This window comes from Geodermatophilus telluris (genome assembly GCF_900102745.1).
Taxonomy (GTDB): Bacteria; Actinomycetota; Actinomycetes; order Mycobacteriales; family Geodermatophilaceae; genus Geodermatophilus; species Geodermatophilus telluris.
The window spans coordinates 19,457-40,992 of the sequence record NZ_FMZF01000009.1; the positions used below are offsets into that span (position 1 = coordinate 19,457).

The following is a 21,536-nucleotide window of genomic DNA, read 5'->3' on the forward strand; positions in this document are numbered from 1 at the left end:
CTCCGTCCTCCACCCGGCGGCCCCGGGAGGAGGACCGCAGCATGGTCGGGTGAGCGTCTTCCGGACCAAGCCCGTCGAACGCCTCGGTGACGAGGGCGAGGGACCCAGCGCCGCCGGTGTGGGCCACCTGCGCAAGCGGCTGTCGGCCCGCCACCTCGTCGGCTTCGGCATCGGCGTGGTCATCGGCACCGGGATCTTCACCCTCACCGGGGTCGCCGCCCGCGACATCGCGGGGCCGGCGGTGGTGGTCTCCTTCGTCATCGCCGGCGTCGTCGCCCTGCTGGCCGCGCTCTGCTACGCCGAGCTCGCCTCCTCCGCTCCGACCGCGGGCAGCGCCTACTCCTACGCCTACGCCACGGCCGGCGAGGTGGTCGCCTGGGTGATCGGCTGGGACCTGTTCCTGGAGTTCGCGCTGGGCGCGGCGGTGGTCGCGCGCGGCTGGTCGGGCTACGTCGGCAACCTGCTCGACCTCCCGCCCTCGCTGTTCGGCGAGGAGGCGCCGGTCAACGTCGGGGCCGCGCTCATCGTGGTGGTGCTGACCGCGGTGGCGGTGCTGGGCATCCGCGAGTCGGCCCGGGTCACCGCGCTGCTCGTCGTGGTCAAGGTCGCCGTCTGCGTGTTCGTGATCGTGGCCGGCGCCTGGTTCGTGCGCGGCGCCAACCTCACCCCGTTCGTGCCCGAGGGCCGGCCGGCCGAGGGCAGCGGCGGGCTGGCCCAGCCGCTCGTCCAGGCCGTCGCCGGCATCGACCCGGTGGCGTTCGGCATCGGCGGCGTGCTCACCGCCGCGGCCGTCGTCTTCTTCTCCTACACCGGCTTCGAGGCCGTGGCGAACCTGTCGGAGGAGACCCGCCGCCCCGGCCGCGACCTGCCGCTGGGCCTGTTCGGCACCCTGGGCCTGGCCACCGTCCTCTACGTCGGCGTCTCCCTGGTGGTGGTCGGGATGGTGCCCTACGACCGGATCGACCCGGGGGCGCCGATCGCCGACGCCTTCGACCAGGTGGGCCTCGGCTGGGCGTCGGCCCTGATCTCGCTGGCCGCCGTCGCCGGGCTCACCTCGGTGATCCTCGTCGACCTGATCACCGTCGGGCGGATCGGCTTCGCGATGGGCCGCGACGGGCTGCTGCCGCAGTCGGTCGCGCGGGTGAGCCCCCGCACCGGGACGCCGGCGCGGGTGACCCTGCTGTTCGCCGTCCTCGTCCTGGCGATGGCGACGTTCGTGCCGCTGAACGCCCTGGCCGACCTGGTGAGCATCGGCACGCTGTTCGCCTTCCTGCTGGTGTCGCTCGCCGTCGTCGTGCTGCGCCGCACCCGCCCGGACATGCCCCGCCCGTTCCGGGTGCCGCTGTCCCCCGCGGTGCCGCTGCTGTCGGCGCTGGCCTGCCTGTACCTGATGCTCAACCTGAGCATCGAGACGTGGCTGCGCTTCCTCGCCTGGCTGGCCGTCGGGCTCGTCGTCTACGGGGTGTACGGCTACCGCCACTCCCGCCTGCGGGACACCGTCCGCTCCTGACCGGGCGGGGGGACGACGCGCCGTGCGGCGGTCAGCGCCGCGCCGGATCCCGTCGCAGGAGGGGCTGGTTGCGGGGAGGATGGGCACCATGACCGCAGGGGAGCGCGGGGAGCGGGCCGCGGAACGGGCCGAGGCGGCCGGCCGGCGCAGCCGCGAGCTCGCCGAGCGGCTGGCCCGGCTGAGCGCCGGCACGCTGCCCACGGAGCGCGACGCCCAGCGCGCCCGGGAGGCGGCCGAGGAGTCGGCGCAGCTGGCCGAGGAGGCCCGGCAGCGCGCGGCCACCGGCCACCGGCCACGAGAACGCCGCCCGTGCCCACGAGGAGGCGGCACGGGTGCACGAGGCGGCCGCCGACCGCGGGCTGGGGGACCCGGCCGACCACCGCCGGCGGGCGGACGGGCACCGCCGGGGAGCCGAGGCCGACCGCCGTGATGCCGAGGCGGACCGCCGCGGGGCCGACCGCCGCGAGACCGACGACCTCGAGAGCACCGAGGAGGCACCCGGTGTCCTCGACTGACCCCGCCCCCGGTACCGGCCCCTGGCCCGAGGTCCCCGCCGACCGGGTCGTCGACACCCTGGCCGACCTGTCGGTCGCCCACGAGGAGCTGCGCGTCGCCGAGGAGGAGCTGCTCGCGCAGCAGGAGGAGATCGCCCGGCTGGTCGAGCGCTACGACGCCGAGCGCCGGTGGCGCGCGCACCTGACCGCCGTCCTGCCGGTCGGGCTGTTCGTCACCGACGGCGCGGGCAAGGTGGTCGAGGCCAACCCGGCGGTCGCCGGACTGCTGGGCGTGGCCCTGCCGCGCCTGCTCGGCAAGCCGTTCACCGTGTTCCTCGCGCCGCGCGACGTGCCGGGCTTCCGGACGGCGGTGCGCGAGCTCGCCGCCGGCGTGACCGCCGAGCACCGGACGGCGGTCACCGTGCACGGCCGCGACGGCGCCCGCGCAGAGGCGGTGCTGTCCGGGGTCGCCGAGGCGACCGGCACCGGCCCGGTCCCGGCGCGCCTGCAGTGGGTGCTCACCACCGACCCGGAGGACGCCGCCCTCCTCGAGCCGCTGCCGGAGCCCGAGCCGGCGTCCCCGGGCGACGACGCGGCCCCCATCGGCATCGCCGAGGCGCTCGCCGAGCTCACCCGGCTCGCCTCCGCCGGCGCGGACCGCCGCCAGCTGCTGGGCCGCATGGCCACCCTCGCCCAGCGCGTGGTCCCCTCGTCCTGCTGGGTGAGCGTCACCATCGGCTCCCCGAGGGACCCGAAGTACATCGGCACCGACTCCACCGCGGCCCAGGAGGCCGACGGCCGCCAGATGCAGGCCGACGAGGGCCCGTGCCTGGACGCCTACACCAGCGGCGAGGTGGTCGTCAGCGGCGAGCTGCGCACCGACCCCCGCTGGCCGGTCCTGGCCCGGCTGGCCGTGGCGGGTCCGGTCCGCAGCGTGCTGGCCGTCCCGGTGGCGCTGGGCGGGGCGCCCACCGGCGTCCTCAACGTCTACTCACCGCGGGTCGACGCGTTCGGGCCGGCCGACCGGCGGGTGGCCGAACTGGTCGCCCTGGCCGCGGCCGCGGTGCTGCAGGAGGTGGCCGAGCGCGAGTCGCTGCGCCGGCTGACCTCCAACCTCGAGCAGGCGCTCGCCTCGCGCGCGGTCATCGACCAGGCCAAGGGGGTGCTCATGAGCCGGCTCGGTGTCGACGCCGACGACGCGTGGGCGCGCCTGGTGACCCTGTCCAACCGGCTCAACGTCAAGGTGCGCGACCTGGCCCGGCTGGTCGTCGAGGGCCACGCGGACGAGGTCATCGCCGCCGCGGCGCACTGACCCCGGCCGGGGTCAGCCGTCGGCCGGGTCCATCAGGACGACGGCACCGCTGCGCCGGCCGGGAGCGGGCGCGAACTCGCTGATCGTCACCCGCACCCGGACGGGGCGGCCGCGGCGGTTGACGGCCCCCAGCTCCACCGTCTCGTGGGCCGGGCCGTCACCGCCCACCTGCCGGCGCAGCATGGGGTGCAGCTGCGACACCGGCAGGCCGATGTCGAGGTTGAGCAGGTACTGCCCGACGGCCTCGTCCTCGCGCACGCCCCAGAGGTCCTCGGCCGCGGCGTTCCAGGCGAGCACCTGGAGCTCCGAGTCCACGACGACGACGCCGGCGCGGAAGCTCGACAGCACGCCGGCCATGAACTGGTTGAGGGTGGCGACCTCGTCGGTGCTGGCGCGCAGCTCCTCGTTGGTGGAGTGGAGCTCGTCGTTCATCGACTGGAGCTCCTCGTTCATCGTCTCCAGTTCCTCGTTGGTCGACTGGAGCTCCTCGTTGGTGGTCTCCAGCTCCTCGACCGTCGACTGCAGCTCCTCGTTGGTGGTCTCCAGCTCCTCGTTGGTCGACTGCAGCTCCTCGTAGGCGGTCTCCAGCTGCCGGTTGGCCGACTCCAGCTCGCGCTGCAGCCGCCGGTAGAGGGTGACGTCCTCGAAGGTGACCGTGGTGCCCAGCGGGCTGCCGTCCTCCCGGGTCAGCGGCACCACCTGGACGTCGTAGACGAGCGTCTCGGTGCCGGGCTGGTGGCGCTCGACGCCGCGCAGCCAGACGCCGCGCCGGCTGGACACCGCCTCGGCGACCGCGCCGCGCAGCTCCGCCGGCCGGTAGGAGACCTCGAGGTCCTGGAAGGGGCGGCCCACGTCGCGCTCGTCGACCCGGAACAGCCGCTGCGCCTGGTGGTTGACCACCGCCAGCCGGCCGCCGGCGTCGAGGACCAGCTGGGCGACCGGCGCCGAGAGCACCGCCTCCCGGCGCAGCCGGGCCAGGTCGCCGTGCCCGGGGTCGCCGTCGGCCTGGACCGGCGCCGGCACCGCCCTCCGCTCGGCGGCGGGGCCGCCGTCCCGCTTGCGGAAGAACCGGCGGGTGAGGTCCACCGGGGCGAACAGCTGCGCGTGGGACAACAGCATCTCGGCCTTGCCGAGGAACAGCACGCCGTGGCGGTTGAGCGCGAAGTGCAGCCGGCTGAGGATCCGGTTCTGCGTCTCGGCGTTGAAGTACATGAGGGTGTTGCGGCACAGCAGCAGGTCGACGTGCGAGATCGGGGCGTCCTGCACCAGGTCGTTGCGGCCGAAGATCACCGAGCGGCGCAGGTCCTTGCGGAAGGCGAACCGGCTGCCCTCCTGGGTGAAGTACCGCTCGGTCTCCGTGGGCGTGAGGCCGGCCATCTCTCGCTCGGTGAACAGGGCCTGCCGCGCCTGGGCCAGCGCCTCCTGGTCGACGTCGGTGGCGTAGATCTTCACCCGCTCGCGGACCTCGTCCACGCCGAGCGCCTCGGCCAGCAGCATGGCCAGGCTGTAGGCCTCCTGCCCGCTGGCGCACCCGGCGCTCCACAGCCGGATCTGCGGGCCGGCGGCGGCGAGCAGGTCGGGCAGCACGCGCTCGCGCAGGTGCTCCCACGACGGGCGGTCCCGGAAGAAGCCGGTGACGTTAATGAGGACGGTGTTGAACAGCGGGGCGAACTCGTCGGGGTGGACCTCGAGGAAGTCCTGGTAGTCGGCGACCGACGCGATGCCCACCTCGGTCATCCGCCGCCGCACGCGCCGGACCAGGCTCGGCCGCTTGTAGCCGGTGAAGTCGAAGCCGCGCCGCTCGCGCAGGTAGACCAGCAGCGCCTCGAAGTCCGGGTCCAGGCCGGCCAAGGCGTCGGTGTCGGGGGCCCCGTCCCGACCTCCCGGCTCCTCGACGAGGTCGTCGTCGGTCAGGTCGTCGGCCGGGTCGTCGGTCAGGTCGTCGGCCGGGTCGTCGGTCAGGTCGTCGTCGGCGCGCGGCCGCGGGTGCTCGGTCACGGGTCAGGACCCGGTCGCCCGCTCGGCCCCGGCGTCGCCGAGGGCTTCGTCGGCGATGTCGGGCACCGCCTCCCCGTTGAGCGCCCCGCGCTCGAGCAGCCCCCGGAGCAGGGCGGCGGCCTCCTGCGCCTCGTCGTGCCGGCGGCGGAATGCCTCGGCGCTGTGCCGGTGGCCGCGCTCGGCGGCCCGGTCGCCCATGCGCCGGCTCAGCGCCGCCCGCTCCTCGAGCCCGCGCAGCGCCATCCACAGCGCGCTCTCCAGGGCCTGCGCCTGCTCGGCGACCAGCGCCTCCGGGGACCACGCGTGCCCGACCCGGCAGCGGAAGCGCTCCATGCCCCCCTCGGCGATGGTGAACAGGGCGCCGTGGCAGGTCGGGCAGCCGTAGCCGGACGGGGCGCCGGGCCGGTCGTCGTCGTCCATGGCGTGCGCGTCGAGCTGGGCCATCTCCGTCTCCGTGTCCATCAGCGCCGTCGGCGGCGGCGCGACGGCGACGTCGACCCGCTGCCGCACCAGCCGGTCCAGCAGTTCCGGCAGCTCGCCGAGGGCGGCCACGTGGTCGGCCCGGCCGACCTCGGCCGCGTGCAGCGGCATGCTCGGGTAGAGCGCGTCCTCGGGGTCCTGGGCGACGGCGACCCCGCCGCGGGAGCGGATCGCGATGGTGCCGGCGGTGCCGTCGTCGAGCGCCCCGGAGAGCACCACGCCGACCACCCGGGGCCCGCGCGCCTGGGCGGCCGACCGGAACAGCACGTCGACCGCCGGGCGGTGGCCGTTCTCCCGCGGCCCGCGGGAGAGCACGACGCGGTCGCCGACGACCACCAGGTGCCGGTCGGGCACTGCCACGGTCACCGTGCCGGGGACCAGCGGCAGGCCGTCCTCGGCCGCCCGGACCGGCAGCCGGGACACCCGCCCGAGGACCGACGCCAGCGCGCTGCGGCCGCTGGCGGGCATGTGCAGCGCCACCAGGACGGCGGCGGGCAGGTCCTCGGGCAGCCGCGCGCAGAGCTCCCGCAGCGCCTCCACCCCGCCGGCCGAGGCGCCGACCACCACCAGGTCGCGGGTTGCCACGGCGCCTCCGTCCCCCTGCGCCGGTCCCCCGAGAGCCCGGCGACGCGTCGCCCCCACACTAGGGCTCCGGGACCGGTTCCGTTCCGTCCGCCGACGGCCCGCGAGGATGGGGCCGTGGACCTCAACGCCGACCTCGGGGAGTCCTTCGGCGCGTGGACGCTCGGGGACGACGCGGAGATGCTGCCCCTGGTGACGAGCGCCAACGTCGCCTGCGGGTTCCACGCCGGCGACCCGGTGACCCTGCGGCGGGTGTGCGAGGGGGCGGCCGCCGCGGGGGTGAGTGTCGGGGCGCAGGTGTCCTACCGGGACCTCGCCGGGTTCGGCCGCCGCTTCCTCGACGCCGCCCCCGACGAGCTCACCGCCGACGTCCTCTACCAGCTCGGCGCGCTGGAGGCCTTCGCCCGCGTCGCCGGCACGCGGGTGCGCTACGTCAAGCCGCACGGCGCGCTCTACAACGCGATCGTCGCGCACGAGGAGCAGGCGGCCGCGGTGGTGCGCGCGGTGGTCGAGTACGACCGCACGCTGCCGGTGCTGGGCCTGCCCGGGTCGGCGTGGCTGCGACTGGCGGGCGAGGCCGGCCTGACCGTCGTCGCCGAGGCGTTCGCCGACCGGGCGTACACGCCGGAGGGGACGCTGGTGCCGCGCCGGCTGCCCGGCGCGGTGCTGCACGACCCCGACGAGATCGCCCGCCGCTGCGTGGCGATGGCCACCGGGGAGCCGGTCGCCGCCGTCGACGGCAGCCTCCTCGTGCTGGCGCCGGCGTCGATCTGCGTGCACGGCGACACCCCGGGCGCGGTGGCGATCGCCCGGCAGGTGCGGGCGGCGCTGACACGGGCCGGCGTGGCGCTGGCCCCGTTCGCGTGATGCGGGTGCTGCCGAGCGGGTCCTCGGCGCTGCTGGTGGAGCTCGACGACCTCGACGCCGTCCTCGGGTTCACCGCCGCGCTGCTCGACCGCGCGCTGCCCGGCGTCGCCGACGTCGTCCCGGCCGCGCGGACGGTCCTGGTGGTGACCGACGGCGACCCCGCCGGCGTGCGGGCGGACCTCGAGCGGCTGCCGTGGCGGCCGGGGCGGCGCGGCTCGGGCGAGCGGGTGGAGCTGCCGGTGCACTACGACGGCGCCGACCTGGCCGCCGTCGCCGAGCTGCTGGGCACCGACCCCGACGGCCTGGTCGCGGCGCACGCCGGGCGGGAGTGGACGGTGGCCTTCTGCGGCTTCGCGCCCGGCTTCGGCTACTGCACCCCCGACACCGACCCGTGGGACGTCCCCCGGCTGACCAGCCCGCGCACCCGGGTGCCCGCCGGCGCGGTGGGGCTGGCCGGCGGGTTCACCGGCGTCTACCCGCGCGAGTCGCCGGGCGGCTGGCAGCTGGTCGGCCGCACCGACGTGGCGGTGTTCGACCTCGCCCGGGACCCGGCGGCGCTGCTGCGGCCGGGGGTGCGGGTGCGGTTCGTGCCGTGCTGACCGTGCTGGCGCCCGGGCCGCTCACCACGGTGCAGGACCGCGGCCGGCCCGGGCTGGGCGGCATCGGGGTGGGCCGGTCGGGGGCGGCCGACCGCGCGTCGGCGGCGCTGGCCAACCGGCTGGTGGGCGACGACGTCTCCGCGGCGGTGCTGGAGTGCACCCTCGGCGGGCTGGTGGTGCGCGCGGAGACCGACCTGCTGGCCGTCACCACGGGGGCGCGCTGCCCGGGCAGCCCGGTGCACTGCGCGCCGGGGCTGCTGCGGGCGGGCACGGTGCTGGACCTGGGCACGCCGCCGTCCGGGCTGCGGACCTACCTCGCCGTGCGCGGCGGGGTCGACGTCGCGCCGGTGCTCGGCTCGCGGTCCACCGACGTGCTGTCCGGCCTCGGGCCGGCTCCGCTGCGGGCCGGTGACGTGCTTCCGGTGGGTGCGCCGTCGGGCCGGCTGCCGGGGGTGGACGTCGCGCCGGTGGCCGACCCGCCGGCCGGGCCGCTGACCGTGCGGCTGCTGCCCGGGCCGCGGGCCGACTGGCTGACCGCGGCGGCGCTGCGCCTGCTCGGGTCCGCGCCGTGGACGGTCACCGCCGACAGCAACCGGGTGGGCCTGCGGCTGGCCGGGCCCGCGCTGGAGCGGCGGGTGTCCGGCGAGCTGCCGAGCGAGGGGCTGGTGCGCGGCGCGCTGCAGGTGCCGCCGTCGGGCGCACCGGTGCTGTTCCTCGCCGACGCGCCCGTGACCGGCGGCTACCCGGTGGCCGGGTACGTGGCCGACGACGACGTCGACCGCTGCGCGCAGCTGCGCCCCGGCCAGGAGCTACGCCTGCGCTCCTGACGCCCGGGGTCGCCCCCGCCGCCGGCACCCGGCAGGGTGGGGACGACGGCAGCCGTCAGCGGGAGCGGGAGAGGTCGATGGGCGTCAGGGACAGCGCGGAGTGGCAGGCACTGGCCGAGCACCACCGGGAGGTGGGCGACCGGCACCTGCGGGACCTGTTCGCCGAGGACCCCGACCGCGGCACCGAGCTCACCGTGACCGCCGGGGACCTCTACCTCGACTACTCGAAGAACCGGCTCACCCGCGAGACCGTCCGCCTGCTCGCCGCGCTGGCCGAGAGCGTGGGCCTGCGCGAGCGCACCGAGGCGATGTTCCGCGGCGAGCACGTCAACACCACCGAGGACCGCGCGGTGCTGCACGTGGCGCTGCGCGACCCGGCGAGCAGCGGCCTCGACGTCGACGGCCACGACGTCCGGCAGGAGGTGCACGAGGTCCTCGGCCGGATGGCGGAGTTCGCCGACCGGGTGCGCGGCGGCGCCTGGACCGGGCACACCGGCGAGCGGATCCGCGCGGTGGTCAACATCGGCATCGGCGGCTCCGACCTCGGCCCGGCCATGGCCTACCTGGCGCTGCGGGACTACTCCGACCGGTCGCTGACCTTCCGCTTCGTCTCGAACATCGACCCGACCGACCTCGCCGAGGCCACCCGCGACCTCGACCCGGCCAGCACGCTGTTCATCGTGGCGTCGAAGACCTTCACCACCCAGGAGACGCTGACCAACGCCACCGAGGCGCGCCGCTGGCTGCTCGAGGGACTGGGCGGGGACGACGCGGCGGTCGCGAAGCACTTCGTCGCCGTCTCGACCAACGCGGAGAAGGTGGCCGCGTTCGGCATCGACACCGCGAACATGTTCGGCTTCTGGGACTGGGTGGGCGGCCGCTACTCGTTCACCTCCGCCATCGGCCTGTCGCTGATGGTGGCCATCGGGCCGGAGCGGTACCGCGAGCTGCTCGACGGGTTCCACGCGATGGACGAGCACTTCCGCACCGCGCCCTACGAGGAGAACCTCCCGGCGCTGCTCGGGCTGATCTCGCTCTGGTACACCGACTTCTTCGGCGCGCAGAGCCAGGCGGTGCTGCCCTACTCGCAGTACCTGGCGCGGTTCCCCGCCTACCTGCAGCAGCTGTGCATGGAGTCCAACGGCAAGTCGGTCACCCTCGACGGCTCCCCGGTCGACGTCGCCACCGGCGAGATCGTGTGGGGCGAGCCGGGCACCAACGGCCAGCACGCCTTCTACCAGCTGCTGCACCAGGGCACGGTGCTGGTGCCGGCCGACTTCATCGGGTTCGCGCGCCCCAACCACGATCTCGACGGCATGCACGACCTGTTCCTGGCCAACTTCCTCGCCCAGCCGCGCGCGCTGGCCTTCGGCCGCACCGCCGAGGAGGTGGCCGCAGAGGGGACGGCGGCCGCCGTCGTCCCGCACCGGGTGATGCCGGGCAACCGGCCGTCGAACGCGATCGTCGCGCCGGAGCTGACGCCGTCGGTGCTGGGCCAGCTGGTGGCCGCCTACGAGCACCGGGTCTTCACCCAGGGCGTGGTGTGGGGCATCAACTCCTTCGACCAGTGGGGCGTGGAGCTGGGCAAGGTGATGGCCAACCAGCTCGCGCCCAAGCTGCAGAGCGCGTCCGCGCCCGAGTACGACTCCGACTCCTCGACCGACGCCCTGGTCCGCCTCCTCCGCGAGGGCCGCGGCCGCCCCGCCTGAGGTCCGCACTCGGGCGACGGTGTGCGCTGGCGCCTCGTTCGTGACCCGGGAAGGGGGCCTCCGCGCACACCGTCGCCCGCGGTCAGCCCTGCTCGCGGAGCTCGTCCAGGATCGGGCCGGCCACCTTGAACGCGTGGTTCGCCGCGGGGACGCCGGCGTAGACGGCGGAGTGCTGGATGACCTCGGCGATCTCCTCGTCGGACAGCCCGTTGTTCCTCGCGGCGCGCACGTGCAGCGCGAACTCGTCCCAGTGCCGCAGCGCGATCGTGATCGACAGCGTCATCAGGCTGCGGTCGCGCCGCGAGAGCCCGGGCCGCTGCCAGACGTCGCCCCACGCGACCCGGGTGATGAAGTCCTGGAACCCGGCGGTGAACGGTGTGCTGCTCGCCACCGCGCGGTCCACCCACGCGTCGCCGAGCACCTCGCGCCGGGTGCGCGTGCCCGCGTCGCGGCGGGCGTCGTCAGTGGAGAGATCGGGCTCGCTCACGCGTGGCCCCCGGCGGCGTCGAGGTGACCGAGCAGCGCGCCGGTCACCTCCAGCGGCTGCTCCAGGTTCGGCAGGTGCGCCCCCGGGCTCACCGACACCAGCGTCGCCCCGGCGATCCCGTCGGCGACGAGCTGCTGGTGCGGCGGGGGCAGCGCCGGGTCCTCGGCGCCCGAGACCACGAGCGTCGGCGCGGTGATCCGGGCGAGGTCCTCGCGCAGGTCCACCGCGGCCACCACCTCGCAGCACAGCGCGTAGCCCTCGTCGTCCGCGGCGGCGATCATCGCCTCCAGCCGGGCCACCAGCTCGGGGTGCGCGGCCGCGTACCCGGGCGTCAGCCAGCGCTGCACCACGGTCGGCGCCAGCGGCGCGGTGCCCCCGGAACGGGCGGCGACGGCCCGGTCGAGGAACCCCTGCGGGTCCGGCTTCGCCGAGGAGGCGAGGATCGCCAGCTGCCCGACCCGGTCGGGCTCCCGCGCGGCCAGCCGCAGCGCCGTCATCCCGCCCAGCGACAGGCCCGCCACGTGCGCCCGGCGCGCGCCGAGCCGGTCCAGCAAGGCGACGACGTCGTCCACCAGGTCGTCGAGGGAGTACGGCCCGGCCGGGGCCGGCGACTCGCCGTGCCCGCGGGTGTCGTAGGTGACCACCCGGTAGCGCTCGGCCAGCGCCGGCACCTGCGGGTCCCACATGCCGCGGGTGGCCCCCAGCGAGTTGGACAGGACGACGACCGGCGCGTCGGCCGGCCCGTCCTCCGTGTAGGACACCTCGACGGCGGTCATCCGCGCTCTCCCTCGGTCAGTCGGTCGTGCTCGGCCAGCGCCGCGTCCACCTGCGCGCCGGCCTCCCCCGTGTCGGGCGCGGCGGCGGCGAGCACCGCGGCGGCGTCCACGTCGGTCCGCGCGGCCACGACCTCGGCCAGCGCCCGCCCGCTCTCGCGGGCCTCCCGGGTGGCGTCGGCGGCGGCGTCGTGCGCCGCCGCGCGGCCCAGCGACGGCGTCAGCGCCTCGGCCAGCGCGCCGGCCAGCGAGCCCTCCCCCGCCGCCGCCACCGTCGCGGCCATCCGGTCGACCTCGGGCCGCAGCCCGCGCAGGCTCTCCGCCAGCCACGACGCCGCCGACCCGACGCCCACCAGCAGCTCCGTCAGCGTCGGCCACTCGGAGTGCCACGCCCCGGCGGCGCGCTCGTGCTCCTGCTCCATCGCGCCCAGCAGCGTGGCCACCAGGCCGGGTGCCCGCCGCGCGCAGGCCCGCGCCGAGATCGCCGCCACCGGGTTGCGCTTGTGCGGCATGGCGGAGGACCCCCCGCGCCCCTCGCCCACCTCGGCGACCTCGGCCACCTCCGACTGGGCCAGCAGCACCACGTCGAGCGCCACGGTGGCCACCACGCCGGCCGCCGCGCCCAGCGCCCCCGCCAGGTCGGCCACGGGCAGCCGCACGGTGGCCCAGGGGACGGCGGTGCTGGCCAGCCCGAGCTCGGCGGCCAGCGCCTCGCGCACCGCCACCCCGGTGCCGGACGACGCCGCGAGCGTGCCGACCGCGCCGCCGTACTGCACCGGCAGCGTGGCCACCACCTCGGCCAGCCGCAGCCGCGCGCCGTCCAGCCCGGCCAGCCAGCCGGCCGCCTTGAGCCCGAACGTCGTCGGCAGCGCCTGCTGCATCAGCGTGCGGCCCACGACCACGTCGTCCCGGTGGGTGCGGGCCAGCTCGGCGCACCGCGCGGCCGCGGCCGCCAGGTCGGCGTCCACCGCCTGCACCGCCGACCGCGCCAGCAGCACCAGCGCGGTGTCGAGCACGTCCTGGCTGGTGGCGCCCACGTGGACGGCGGCGGCGTCGCGCTCGCCGACGGCGTCCTGCAGCGCCCGCACCAGCGGCGGCACCGGGTTGCCGGCGTCGGCGGCCCGGGCGACGACGGTCGCGAGGTCCAGCCGCGAGGGGTCGGCGCAGGCGGCGGCCACCGCGTCCGCCGCGGTCGCGGTCACCAGGCCCGACGCGGCGGCGGCCCGCGCCAGGGCGGCCTCGACCCCGAGCAGCGCGCGGATCCACGCCTCGTCGGAGACGGCCGCCGCCGCACCGCCGCGGGCGAAGGTGCCGGCGAACAGACCTGCCACGACGTCCTCCCTGCCGCCGGAGACCCGCGCTCAGACCGCGAAGAAGACCGTCTCGCGATCACCCTGCAGGTGCACGTCGAAGCGGTAGCCGTCCTCGGCCGGGGTCGCCAGCAGCGTGGCGCGGCGGTCCTCGGGCAGCGACCGCAGGACGGCGTCCTCGGCGTTGGCCTCGGTCTCGTCGGCGAGGTAGACGCGGGTGACCACGCGGTCGAGCAGCCCGCGGGCGAACACCGAGACGTCGACGTGCGGCGCCTGCAGCCCGCCCCGGCCGTCGGGCAGCCGCCCGGGCCGCAGCGTGTGCACGGCGAACTCCCCGGACAGCGTGGAGGCGCGCGCGTAGCCGCGGAAGCCCGGGTACGACGACGGCCCGCGCGGGTCCTCCGGTGAGGGGAAGCGGCCGTCGGGGTCGGCCTGCCAGGTCTCGACCATCGCGTCGGTGACCACGTCACCCGCGCCGTCGAGCACCCGGCCGCGGAGCCAGAAGCCGCCCGGCGTGCCCTCCGCGGCCGCCCACGCGCCGTCGGCCCAGGTCAGGCCGATGGCCAGGTAGGGACCGACCGTGGCGCTGGGGGTGGTGCCCAGCCGCAGCGGCTCGGTGAGGAAGCCGGAGCCGCGCCGGCCGGAGCGCGGCTGGAGGGGGCCGGCCGGGTCCGGCGGGACGTCCAGGGGGTCCGGCACGCTTCCGCTCACGCCACGTCTCCGTCGTCGTCGGTCTCGAACGGGGTCTGCTCCGAGCCGCGCAGCACGACGTCCCACTCGAAGGCCAGCGCCCAGTCGTCCTGGGTGCGCTCGAGGGAGAACCGGCTGACCGCGCGGTGCCGGGCCGCGGCCGGGATGGAGTTGTAGATCGGGTCCTGCCCGAACAGCGGGTCGTCGGGGAAGTACATCTGGGTGACCAGGCGCTGGGTGAAGGCCCGGCCGAACAGGCTGAAGTGGATGTGCGCCGGCCGCCAGGCGTTGTGGTGGTTGCTCCACGGGTACGCGCCGGGCTTGACGGTGAGGAACTCGTAGCGGCCCAGGCTGTCGGTGACCACCCGGCCCAGCCCGTCGAAGTGCGGGTCCAGCGGTGCCGGCCAGTTGTCGACGACGTGCCGGTAGCGGCCGGCCGCGTTGGCCTGCCACACCTCCACCAGCGCGCCGGGCACCGGGCGGCCGTCGCTGTCGAGCACCCGGCCGTGCACCAGGATCCGCTGGCCGATCGCCTCCCCGCCGTTGCGCAGGGTCAGGTCGGCGTCCCCCGGGCGCACCCGGTCCTCGCCGAGCACCGGACCGGTGACCTCGGTGAGCCGGTGCGGCAGGTCGACCGGCGTCCGCAGCGGTGCCCGCAGTGCCGTGCTCCGGTACCCGGGGAACCCGACGGGCGTGCGCTGCGCGGCGTCCTCGCGGAGGTAGCGCGGCAGCCTCAGCCCGCGCTCGGATGTGGTCCCGGTCATGTCCGGCAACGTACGTCCGGCACACTGGCGCCCCAAGCTCCGCTTTCCGTCCAGAGGAAGGGACCGCCGTGGCCGGAGGCAGCACCAGCCCGGGGCGCTCGGTCACCGCGCGGGCCCTCGCCGTCCTCGACGCCTTCGACGCGGACTCGCCCCGGCTGACCCTCACCGAGATCGCGGGGCGCTCGGGCACCCCGCTGACCACCGCGCACCGGCTGCTCGCCGAGCTGACCGCCTGGGGCGCGCTGTCCCGGCGGGCCGACGGCCGCTACGAGATCGGCCGCAAGCTCTGGGACCTCGGCCTGCTCGCCCCCGTCCAGCTGGAGCTGCGCCAGCTCGCCGCGCCCTTCCTCCTCGACGTGCACACCGCCACCCGCGACACCGTGCACCTGGCCGTCCGCGAGGGCACGCAGGCGCTCTACGTGGAGCGGATCTCCGGCCGCGAGTCGGTGCCGGTGGTCAGCCAGGTGGGCAGCCGGCTGCCGCTGCACGCCACGGGTGTGGGCAAGGTGCTGCTGGCCTCGGCGCCCGACGAGGTGGTGGCCCAGGTGCTCGCCGCGCCCGAGCGGGCCACCCCGTACACCGTCGTGGACCCGGCGCGGATCTCGCGCGAGCTGGCCGACGTCCGCCGCCGCGGCTGGGCGCGCACCGCCGAGGAGATGTCGCTGGGCACCGCCTCGGTCGCGGTCCCGGTGCGGGTGGAGCGGGCGGAGGGCGGGCCGGTGGTGGCCGCGGCGCTCGGCATCGTCGTCCCCACCCACCGGCGCGACCTCGCCCGCTTGGTGCCGGTGCTGGAGGTGGCCGCCCGGGGCATCGGCCGCGCGCTCGCCCGCACGACTCCCTTCCGCTGAGCGGGAGCGTGCGGTGTCCACCGGGGCGTAGCCGGGGTCACACTCGACCGCATGCGCACCCAGGTGGGGATCATCGGTGCAGGTCCGGCGGGCCTGCTGCTGTCGCGGCTGCTCGCCCTGCAGGGCATCGACTCGGTGGTGCTGGAGAACCGGTCCCGCGAGTACGTCGAGGCCCGCGTCCGCGCCGGGATCCTCGAGCAGAACACCGTCGACGTGCTGACCGAGGCCGGCATGGGTGACCGGCTGCACCGCGAGGGCCTCGAGCACCGCGGCATCCACCTGCAGTACCCCGGCGTGCGCCACCAGCTCGACTTCCCCGCTCTGTGCGGCCGCCGGGTGTGGGTCTACGGGCAGACCGAGGTGGTCAAGGACCTCGTCGCCGCCCAGCTCGCCGGCGGCCCGCCGCTGCTGTTCGACGTCTCCGACGTGGCGGTCGAGGACGTCGACACCGACAGCCCGCGCATCCGGTTCACCGACGCCGACGGCGTGGCCCGGGTGCTCGAGTGCGACGTCGTGGCCGGCACCGACGGCTTCCACGGCCCCTCGCGCGCCGTCGTCGCCGAGGGCGGCAGCGGCCAGCAGCTGTGGGAGCGCACCTACCCCTACGCGTGGCTGGGCATCCTGGCCGACGCGCCCCCGGCCACCGACGAGCTGATCTACGCCTGGCACCCCGACGGGTTCGCGCTGTACTCGATGCGCTCGCCGTCGGTGTCGCGGCTGTACCTGCAGGTCGACCCGTCGGAGCGGATCGAGGACTGGTCCGACGACCGGATCTGGGAGGGCCTGGCCACCCGGTTCGCGCTCGACGGCTGGGAGCTGTCCACGGGGCGGATCACCGAGAAGTCGATCCTGCCGATGCGCTCGTTCGTCAGCGCGCCGATGCGCCGAGGCCGGCTGTTCCTCGCCGGCGACGCCGCGCACATCGTGCCGCCCACCGGCGCCAAGGGCCTCAACCTCGCCGTGGCCGACGTCGTCCTGCTGTCGCGGGCGCTGGTGCGGCTGCTGCAGGACAAGGAGACCGACCTCGCCGACGCCTACTCCGACACGGCGCTGCGCCGGGTCTGGCGGGCCACCCACTTCTCCTGGTGGATGACCTCGATGCTGCACACCAGCGGCGACGCCTTCGACGCCCAGCTGCAGCTCTCCCAGCTGCGCCGGGTCTGCTCGTCGGAGGCCGCCGCCCGCGAGCTCGCCGAGAACTACACCGGCCTGCCCTACTAGAGCTGTGCCGGAAGTTCCGGCAACCCTGGGTCGTATAAGCCGTAATGACGCGGGCAGATCCAAACGAAGTCCCCCGAGGATGTCATCCGCCGTCGTAGACCGCCCCAGCCTTGACTGACGTCCTCTTCGTTCAAGAAGGTCGCCAAGGCGCGCAAGGCCGCACCCTCAGCAACGCTAATCTTAGTGCCCGATCCTCCCCCTAACGCATCGCGCGAGTCCCCTAACTCGTTCACCTCGCCCGCAAGATCCTTCATCATCGCCAAGTGGCGATTGACGCGCTCGGCGTCATCAGCGTCAAACACGTCACTAATCGCGGTCGACGCAAAGGGGACGAGCAGCTTCAGTGTTTTTGCGACAAGCAGTCCGTAGGGCGCGATTTGCTGGACCCATTCGTTTGGGCGGTGCACCTCATAAGTCGCAGCCGGCCACGAATGCTCGCCCCCTGGATGTTCACACCAAAGAGTCAGGGAGAAAGTCGTCTTCCACCAATTGGTAATTGATGTCTGCTGAGTCTCCTCCATCGTAAACAACCGGGGACACTCTCCCGACTCGCTTGCGATGGCTTTCAGAACCACGCGAATCTGCCGAGCAGCATCGGCCGCATAGGCCTCGAGTCGACCCAGTCCTGCAAGGACGCGAGCGTGATCAATATGCAGCTTGTCCAACGAGTCTTGCAGTGAAACTCGTGGCGCTTCAAACCCTGTAAGCAGTCGCGTGACATCTTGCGACTCCAAGCACTCCTGGCAATCGATGGTAGCCCGCTGCCGTTCGCGATATCGCTGAAGCGTTCGAAAGGAGAACTGACCGCCACAAGGGTGTCGGCCATTCGTGCCAGGACATGGGATCAACAATTGGTACTGCAGGCCGGGCCAGCGAGCTGCAATTAAGTCTTCGATCCCGTCACGGAGCACGCTGAAAAAGTAATCCGGCGAGGGGGCGCGGACGTCGAGAAGCAAGGTCCGTTCCGCAGTAATCTCCAGCAATGCTTCGGATGCGTAGGCTTGGTGCCGGAAGAACACCCCCTTTCGCCAGTGTACGCCGGCCGAAAACCGGTTATTGCGCACCGTGAGCCATGCGATCAGACCCGGAGCCTCCTCGTTCATGACGCACACAAGGGAGAGTCTCCTGTTCGCGTCACCATCTTGCATCCACGGGATCTCAGGCCGCTCGTATGGCACCAACTGACCAATAAGGCTCGCGTGAGTGTTCGGCAGCCTATACGAGACATCAAATTTCTCCATCAAACGCAGAAAATATGGATAATAGCGTTCAGGATAGTCATCCTCGGCGCTTTGCCAAATTTCGCGCAGACGCGTGTGATCCAGGATGCCGCCCGCCTCGCGCGTTCCAACATCCTCGAGCACGTAACCGATTGCCTTGGTGAGCCACTCTGGTTGCAGGACAACTATGTCTTTCAAGCCAGCATCATCGCCGTAATGCACGATATGACCCAGGTCGTGCAGCAATGCCGCCAAGGCGGTCGTTTCATCGATACCGAGACCGTGTTTGATGGCGACAGTACTGAACTCGAAGTGCGAGATCTGCGGCTCTGGGAGTCCCAGAATCTCCTGTCGCGCCAAAGCCCACTTACGACTCAGGAGCTCGCCCATCTGGGGCAGAAGGGAAGACTCCTGCGCAAGGCTTGAGCGGAGCTCCTGCAGTCCGGAACCACTCTTGCTGTCAATCGCATGATTCCCGACAATGATCGTCGGAAATCGACTCCGCAAACTGTTGTAATCCAACTCCGGGCGCCTGATGTCGCTATGAGTTGCGACGATGAGGACCTTGGCGTCCTCGCCTACACGAAGGCGGATGCGCCGCACCCAATCCTCGACCTCATTTGCCTCGCGACCTTGGCGGGGATTCCACACCACAAGATACATGCAGCGGCGGCTGAAGAAAAACTGGTGAGTAATTCTATATATCTCCTGGCCGCCAAAATCCCAGGCGTTGAGGACGATCTGGCTTCCAACTAGGGATGGGTGATCGAGTTCCAGACGCCGGATCTCTATCCCATGCGTCGTCGAGCGACCTTCAATGAAGGACTCCCCTCTCATCCTTGCCAAGAGTGAGGATTTGCCCACCTCCCCCTCACCTACGAGCAGCAACTTCGCCTCATACTGAGGCTCGCCATCGTCAAGGCTTCGGAGATAAGTGAGGAGATTAGTGATCCCCGACGCAATAAGACTTGGAAGAGGATCCTTGAATGGATTCCCTTCCAGAAGAAGACCTCCGCCGCGATTCAGATCCAATCGACCTAACGAGCGAGGAAGAACTGTCAGCTGATTGCCTCGCAGATGAAGCGACTTCAGCGCCGTCAAGGAGCCCACCCTCTCGGGCAACGACTCCAGCCGATTTGATGACACCCCAAGATGCTGCAACTTGCGGAGGCCGACAATTTCCTCTGGCAGAGCCTTCAGCCGGTTGGCGTCTAGGTGCAGCTCGCGCAGGTTGACGAGGCGACCGATCGACGCGGGGAGTTCCGTTAGCAGGTTGCTGCGAAGATCCAACTCGCGAAGCGCAACCAGATCACCGATCTCCGGAGGAATCGCGCGCAGTCCCCTGCCGGCGAGACGAAGCGAGGTCCCACGCGTCTGCGCAACTCGCGCAATCTCGTCTCGGGCCTGGTCGAAGTACCGCGCGTCCTGACTCAACATCATCCCCCGGTGCGGTCACACTACGGCGGCCTCAAGCCAGCCTAGGTCTTCAACCCTATTCTGAAGTTCTCAACCTGGCGCAGCCAGCGAAGCGTGTCACGCCAAGGTCGCCGCACAGAACGCGTACGAGCTCCTTGCGAGCTAGCTCAAAGACTCGTCAGGTCGCGCGAGGTGGGCACGCACCATCTCGGCAGTGCCCGGCGCCAGCGGCAGCTGCGGCAGGACGCCGGTGACCTCGGCGGGCTCGAGGCCCTGCTCGGCCAGCGCGGCGAGCAGCCGCGGGGCGTCCTCGGCCGGCACCGGCGCAGGCAGCCCGGCCTCCCGGACGGCGGCCAGCGCGAGGAACAGCGCACCGGAGAGGTCCTCGGGCTCGGGCGCCGGGGGCGGGGCGGCCGCCTCGCGGGCGGCGGCCTCCGCGGCGCGCACCAGGGACAGCGGCAGCCCCTCGGCCTCCACCTCGAGCAGCGGCGCGGTGCCCAGCGCGGCCAGCACCAGGTGCTCGGCGTCGGTGCGCAGCGGCTGCTCCCACTCCCCCGCGCGGACGACGTCGGCGAGCTCGGCCCCGTCCTCGCCGAGGTCGTCGAGCAGCTCGGCCCACTGCCCCGGGCGGGTGCGGCGGGCGCGGTCGGCGGCGAGCACGCAGGTCTCGTGCACGAACGGCTCGATCACCTCGCGGTCGAACCGGTCGGCGACGACGGTGCCGTCGGCGTCGACGGCGTTGAGCGCGTCCTGGAAGCTGCCGGGCCGGGCGTCACCGAGCTCGAGCCGGCCGTCCTCCTCCCCCGACAGCGCCTGGCCGGTGGCGGCGCGGTCGCCGATGGTGGAGCCGGTGGCCACCAGCCGCCCGCGCAGCCGCAGGTGGTGCGGCCGGTCGGAGAGGCCGACGCTCCACGCGCACGCCTCGGCGATGAGCGCGGCGCGCCGCTCGCGCAGCACCTCGCGGCCCAGCAGGCCGAACCAATCGGGCTCGAACCCCAGGTTCTCGAACACGGTGCCCGCCTACCCCCGGCGGGCGGGCACCGGAACCCGCTGCAGGTCCGCGGCGACGACGAGGTCGCCGGCGAACTCGGCGCGGGCCTCCTCCTCGAGGCGGCGCTGGTCGGGGTAGCGCTGGGAGAAGTGGCTGAGCACCAGCGTCCGCACCCCGGCCTCGGCGGCCACCCGCGCGGCCTGCCGGGCGGTGAGGTGGCCGTACCGCTCGGCGAGCGCGGCGTCCTCGGCCAGGAAGGTCGCCTCGACCACCAGCAGGTCGGCGCTCTCGGCCAGCGCCGCGACGCCGTCGCACAGGCGGGTGTCCATGACGAAGGCGAACCGCTGGCCCGGCCGCGGCTCGCTGACGTCGGCCAGCCGCACCGTCCGCTCCCCCACCCGCAGCACGCCGGCGCGCTGCAGCCGGCCCACGTCGGCCCCGGCGATGCCGGCCGCGGCCAGCCGGTCGGGCAGCATCCGCCGCCCGTCGGGCTCGACCAGGCGGTAGCCGAAGGACTCGACCGGGTGGTCGAGCCGGCGCGCCTCCCAGGTGCCCACCGGGTCCTCGGCGAGCACCCCCTCCCCGGTCACCGGGCCGGCCCGGACGTCGGCCCGGTCGGCGAAGGCGCTGGCGTGCCGCAGCCGGTCGTAGAACACCTGCCCCGAGGCCGGGTAGTGGGTGGCCACGGGGTGCGCGACGCCGTCGAGCGACACCCGCTGCAGGACCCCGGGCAGGCCCAGGCAGTGGTCGCCGTGGAAGTGGCTGACGAACACCCGGTGGACGGCGCTGCTGGGGACGCCGGCCAGCAGCAGCTGCCGCTGCGTGCCCTCGCCCGGGTCGAACAGGAAGCCGCGGCCGTCCCAGCGCAGCAGGTAGCCGTTGTGGTTGCGGGTGCGCGTCGGCACCTGGCTGGCGGTGCCGAGCACGACCAGCTCCCGTGCCGCCACGGCCGCGACCGTACCGGCGGCCGGCGGGAGCGACCTGTCCGCCGCGTGGTCGTGCTCTGCCCACAGGTGTGGTCAGAGCACGACTGCGCGCCGGAGCAGGACCTGCCTCAGCCGAAGAGATCGGACAGGAAGGACTCCTTGCGCCTGCGGTGCCCCGAGGAGCCGTGCGAGGAGCCGTGCCCGCTGCCGCGGACCGCGCCCAGCACCTCGTTGACCACCGCGCCCAGGCCCGCGCCGGCGGCGGCCGGGTACTGCGCCGCGGACGGCTGGCCGTACGCCGGCTGCCCGTGCTGGGGAGCGCCGTGCTGGGGCGGCGCGGTCTGCGACCGGGACGGCGCGCCGTGCCAGGAGTTCTCCGCGTCGACCAGCCGCTCGAGCTCGCCGCGGTCGAGGAAGATCCCCCGACACTCGGTGCACTGGTCGACGTGCACGCCGTTGCGCTCGTAGGTGCGCATCACGCCCTGGCACTTGGGACAGACGAGGTCCATGCC

At 73.9% G+C, this 21,536-nt stretch carries 20 protein-coding genes; 9 read left to right on the plus strand and 11 right to left on the minus strand.

Translation table 11 applies throughout. The annotated features are described in order from the left end of the window. Positions 1-49 precede the first annotated feature (49 nt). The 3 genes from BLQ97_RS22205 (at position 50) to BLQ97_RS22215 (ending at position 3,316) form a co-directional block, all read left to right on the plus strand. Complete coding sequence (locus BLQ97_RS22205; RefSeq protein WP_091369222.1) at positions 50-1,510, plus strand: amino acid permease; 1,461 nt, start codon at positions 50-52, stop codon at positions 1,508-1,510. A gap of 332 nt (positions 1,511-1,842) precedes the next feature. Continuing rightward, positions 1,843-2,025 carry a hypothetical protein gene (locus tag BLQ97_RS23545; RefSeq protein WP_091369224.1) on the plus strand — a complete coding sequence of 61 codons (183 nt, stop codon included), beginning with the start codon at positions 1,843-1,845 and terminating at the stop codon, positions 2,023-2,025. Then, positions 2,012-3,316: an ANTAR domain-containing protein gene (locus tag BLQ97_RS22215; RefSeq protein WP_175471883.1), complete on the plus strand. Its 1,305-nt coding sequence runs from the start codon at positions 2,012-2,014 to the stop codon at positions 3,314-3,316. Before BLQ97_RS23545 ends, BLQ97_RS22215 begins: the two co-directional genes overlap by 14 nt. Positions 3,317-3,328: 12 nt before the next feature. On the opposite strand, the gene BLQ97_RS22220 is transcribed toward BLQ97_RS22215, so the two are convergent. Together BLQ97_RS22220 and BLQ97_RS22225 are read right to left on the minus strand one after the other, a co-directional pair. Further along, a complete protein-coding gene (locus BLQ97_RS22220; protein ID WP_217637327.1) occupies positions 3,329-5,314 on the minus strand; it encodes a CheR family methyltransferase in 1,986 nt (661 codons plus the stop codon). A gap of 3 nt (positions 5,315-5,317) precedes the next feature. Then, on the minus strand, positions 5,318-6,379 hold the full coding sequence (locus tag BLQ97_RS22225; protein ID WP_175471884.1) for a chemotaxis protein CheB: 1,062 nt from the start codon (positions 6,377-6,379) through the stop codon (positions 5,318-5,320). 114 nt (positions 6,380-6,493) lie between these two features. Between BLQ97_RS22225 and BLQ97_RS22230 the strand changes: the two genes are divergently transcribed. The 4 genes from BLQ97_RS22230 (at position 6,494) to pgi (ending at position 10,378) form a co-directional block, all read left to right on the plus strand. Further along, a complete protein-coding gene (locus BLQ97_RS22230; RefSeq protein WP_091369478.1) occupies positions 6,494-7,243 on the plus strand; it encodes a LamB/YcsF family protein in 750 nt (249 codons plus the stop codon). Further along, positions 7,243-7,842 (plus strand): 5-oxoprolinase subunit B family protein, encoded by a 600-nt coding sequence (locus BLQ97_RS22235; RefSeq protein WP_091369480.1) that lies wholly within the window; start codon positions 7,243-7,245, stop codon positions 7,840-7,842. Before BLQ97_RS22230 ends, BLQ97_RS22235 begins: the two co-directional genes overlap by 1 nt. Further along, positions 7,836-8,669, plus strand: coding sequence for a 5-oxoprolinase subunit C family protein (locus BLQ97_RS22240; protein ID WP_091369233.1), 834 nt, complete (start codon positions 7,836-7,838; stop codon positions 8,667-8,669). The genes BLQ97_RS22235 and BLQ97_RS22240 overlap by 7 nt, the downstream gene beginning before the upstream one ends. A 77-nt stretch (positions 8,670-8,746) precedes the next feature. Next, the gene (gene pgi, locus BLQ97_RS22245; protein WP_091369234.1) at positions 8,747-10,378 is read left to right on the plus strand and encodes a glucose-6-phosphate isomerase; all 1,632 of its coding nucleotides are present in this window, start codon (positions 8,747-8,749) and stop codon (positions 10,376-10,378) included. A gap of 82 nt (positions 10,379-10,460) precedes the next feature. On the opposite strand, the gene pcaC is transcribed toward pgi, so the two are convergent. The 5 genes from pcaC to pcaH are packed head-to-tail and all read right to left on the minus strand — an operon-like array spanning position 10,461 to position 14,402. Continuing rightward, positions 10,461-10,865, minus strand: coding sequence for a 4-carboxymuconolactone decarboxylase (pcaC, locus tag BLQ97_RS22250; protein WP_091369237.1), 405 nt, complete (start codon positions 10,863-10,865; stop codon positions 10,461-10,463). Further along, the gene (pcaD, locus tag BLQ97_RS22255) at positions 10,862-11,641 is read right to left on the minus strand and encodes a 3-oxoadipate enol-lactonase (RefSeq protein ID WP_091369239.1); all 780 of its coding nucleotides are present in this window, start codon (positions 11,639-11,641) and stop codon (positions 10,862-10,864) included. The genes pcaC and pcaD overlap by 4 nt, the downstream gene beginning before the upstream one ends. Then, positions 11,638-12,969 carry a 3-carboxy-cis,cis-muconate cycloisomerase gene (gene pcaB, locus BLQ97_RS22260; protein WP_245692645.1) on the minus strand — a complete coding sequence of 444 codons (1,332 nt, stop codon included), beginning with the start codon at positions 12,967-12,969 and terminating at the stop codon, positions 11,638-11,640. Before pcaB ends, pcaD begins: the two co-directional genes overlap by 4 nt. Positions 12,970-12,999: 30 nt before the next feature. Then, positions 13,000-13,659, minus strand: a complete 660-nt coding sequence (pcaG, locus tag BLQ97_RS22265) for a protocatechuate 3,4-dioxygenase subunit alpha (protein WP_245692648.1) — start codon at positions 13,657-13,659, stop codon at positions 13,000-13,002. Continuing rightward, entirely contained in the window at positions 13,656-14,402 is a 747-nt protein-coding gene (gene pcaH, locus BLQ97_RS22270) for a protocatechuate 3,4-dioxygenase subunit beta (protein ID WP_091369241.1), read from the minus strand. Before pcaH ends, pcaG begins: the two co-directional genes overlap by 4 nt. Positions 14,403-14,470: 68 nt before the next feature. On the opposite strand from pcaH, the gene BLQ97_RS22275 reads away from it, so the two are divergent. Next, positions 14,471-15,250: an IclR family transcriptional regulator gene (locus tag BLQ97_RS22275; RefSeq protein ID WP_091369243.1), complete on the plus strand. Its 780-nt coding sequence runs from the start codon at positions 14,471-14,473 to the stop codon at positions 15,248-15,250. Positions 15,251-15,301: 51 nt separating this feature from the next. Further along, positions 15,302-16,471, plus strand: a complete 1,170-nt coding sequence (locus BLQ97_RS22280; RefSeq protein ID WP_091369246.1) for a 4-hydroxybenzoate 3-monooxygenase — start codon at positions 15,302-15,304, stop codon at positions 16,469-16,471. Here the strand turns inward: BLQ97_RS22280 and BLQ97_RS22285 are convergent. From BLQ97_RS22285 to BLQ97_RS22300, 4 genes are all read right to left on the minus strand, one after another. Next, on the minus strand, positions 16,468-19,128 hold the full coding sequence (locus tag BLQ97_RS22285) for a COR domain-containing protein (protein WP_175471885.1): 2,661 nt from the start codon (positions 19,126-19,128) through the stop codon (positions 16,468-16,470). The two genes, BLQ97_RS22280 and BLQ97_RS22285, sit on opposite strands and share 4 nt — an antisense overlap. Positions 19,129-19,269: 141 nt before the next feature. Next, positions 19,270-20,118: a hypothetical protein gene (locus BLQ97_RS22290; RefSeq protein ID WP_245692651.1), complete on the minus strand. Its 849-nt coding sequence runs from the start codon at positions 20,116-20,118 to the stop codon at positions 19,270-19,272. A 9-nt stretch (positions 20,119-20,127) separates the two neighbouring features. Next, positions 20,128-21,045: a ribonuclease Z gene (locus BLQ97_RS22295; RefSeq protein WP_091369251.1), complete on the minus strand. Its 918-nt coding sequence runs from the start codon at positions 21,043-21,045 to the stop codon at positions 20,128-20,130. Between the two features lie 107 nt (positions 21,046-21,152). Continuing rightward, positions 21,153-21,533, minus strand: coding sequence for a TFIIB-type zinc ribbon-containing protein (locus tag BLQ97_RS22300; protein ID WP_091369253.1), 381 nt, complete (start codon positions 21,531-21,533; stop codon positions 21,153-21,155). Positions 21,534-21,536: the final 3 nt, after the last annotated feature.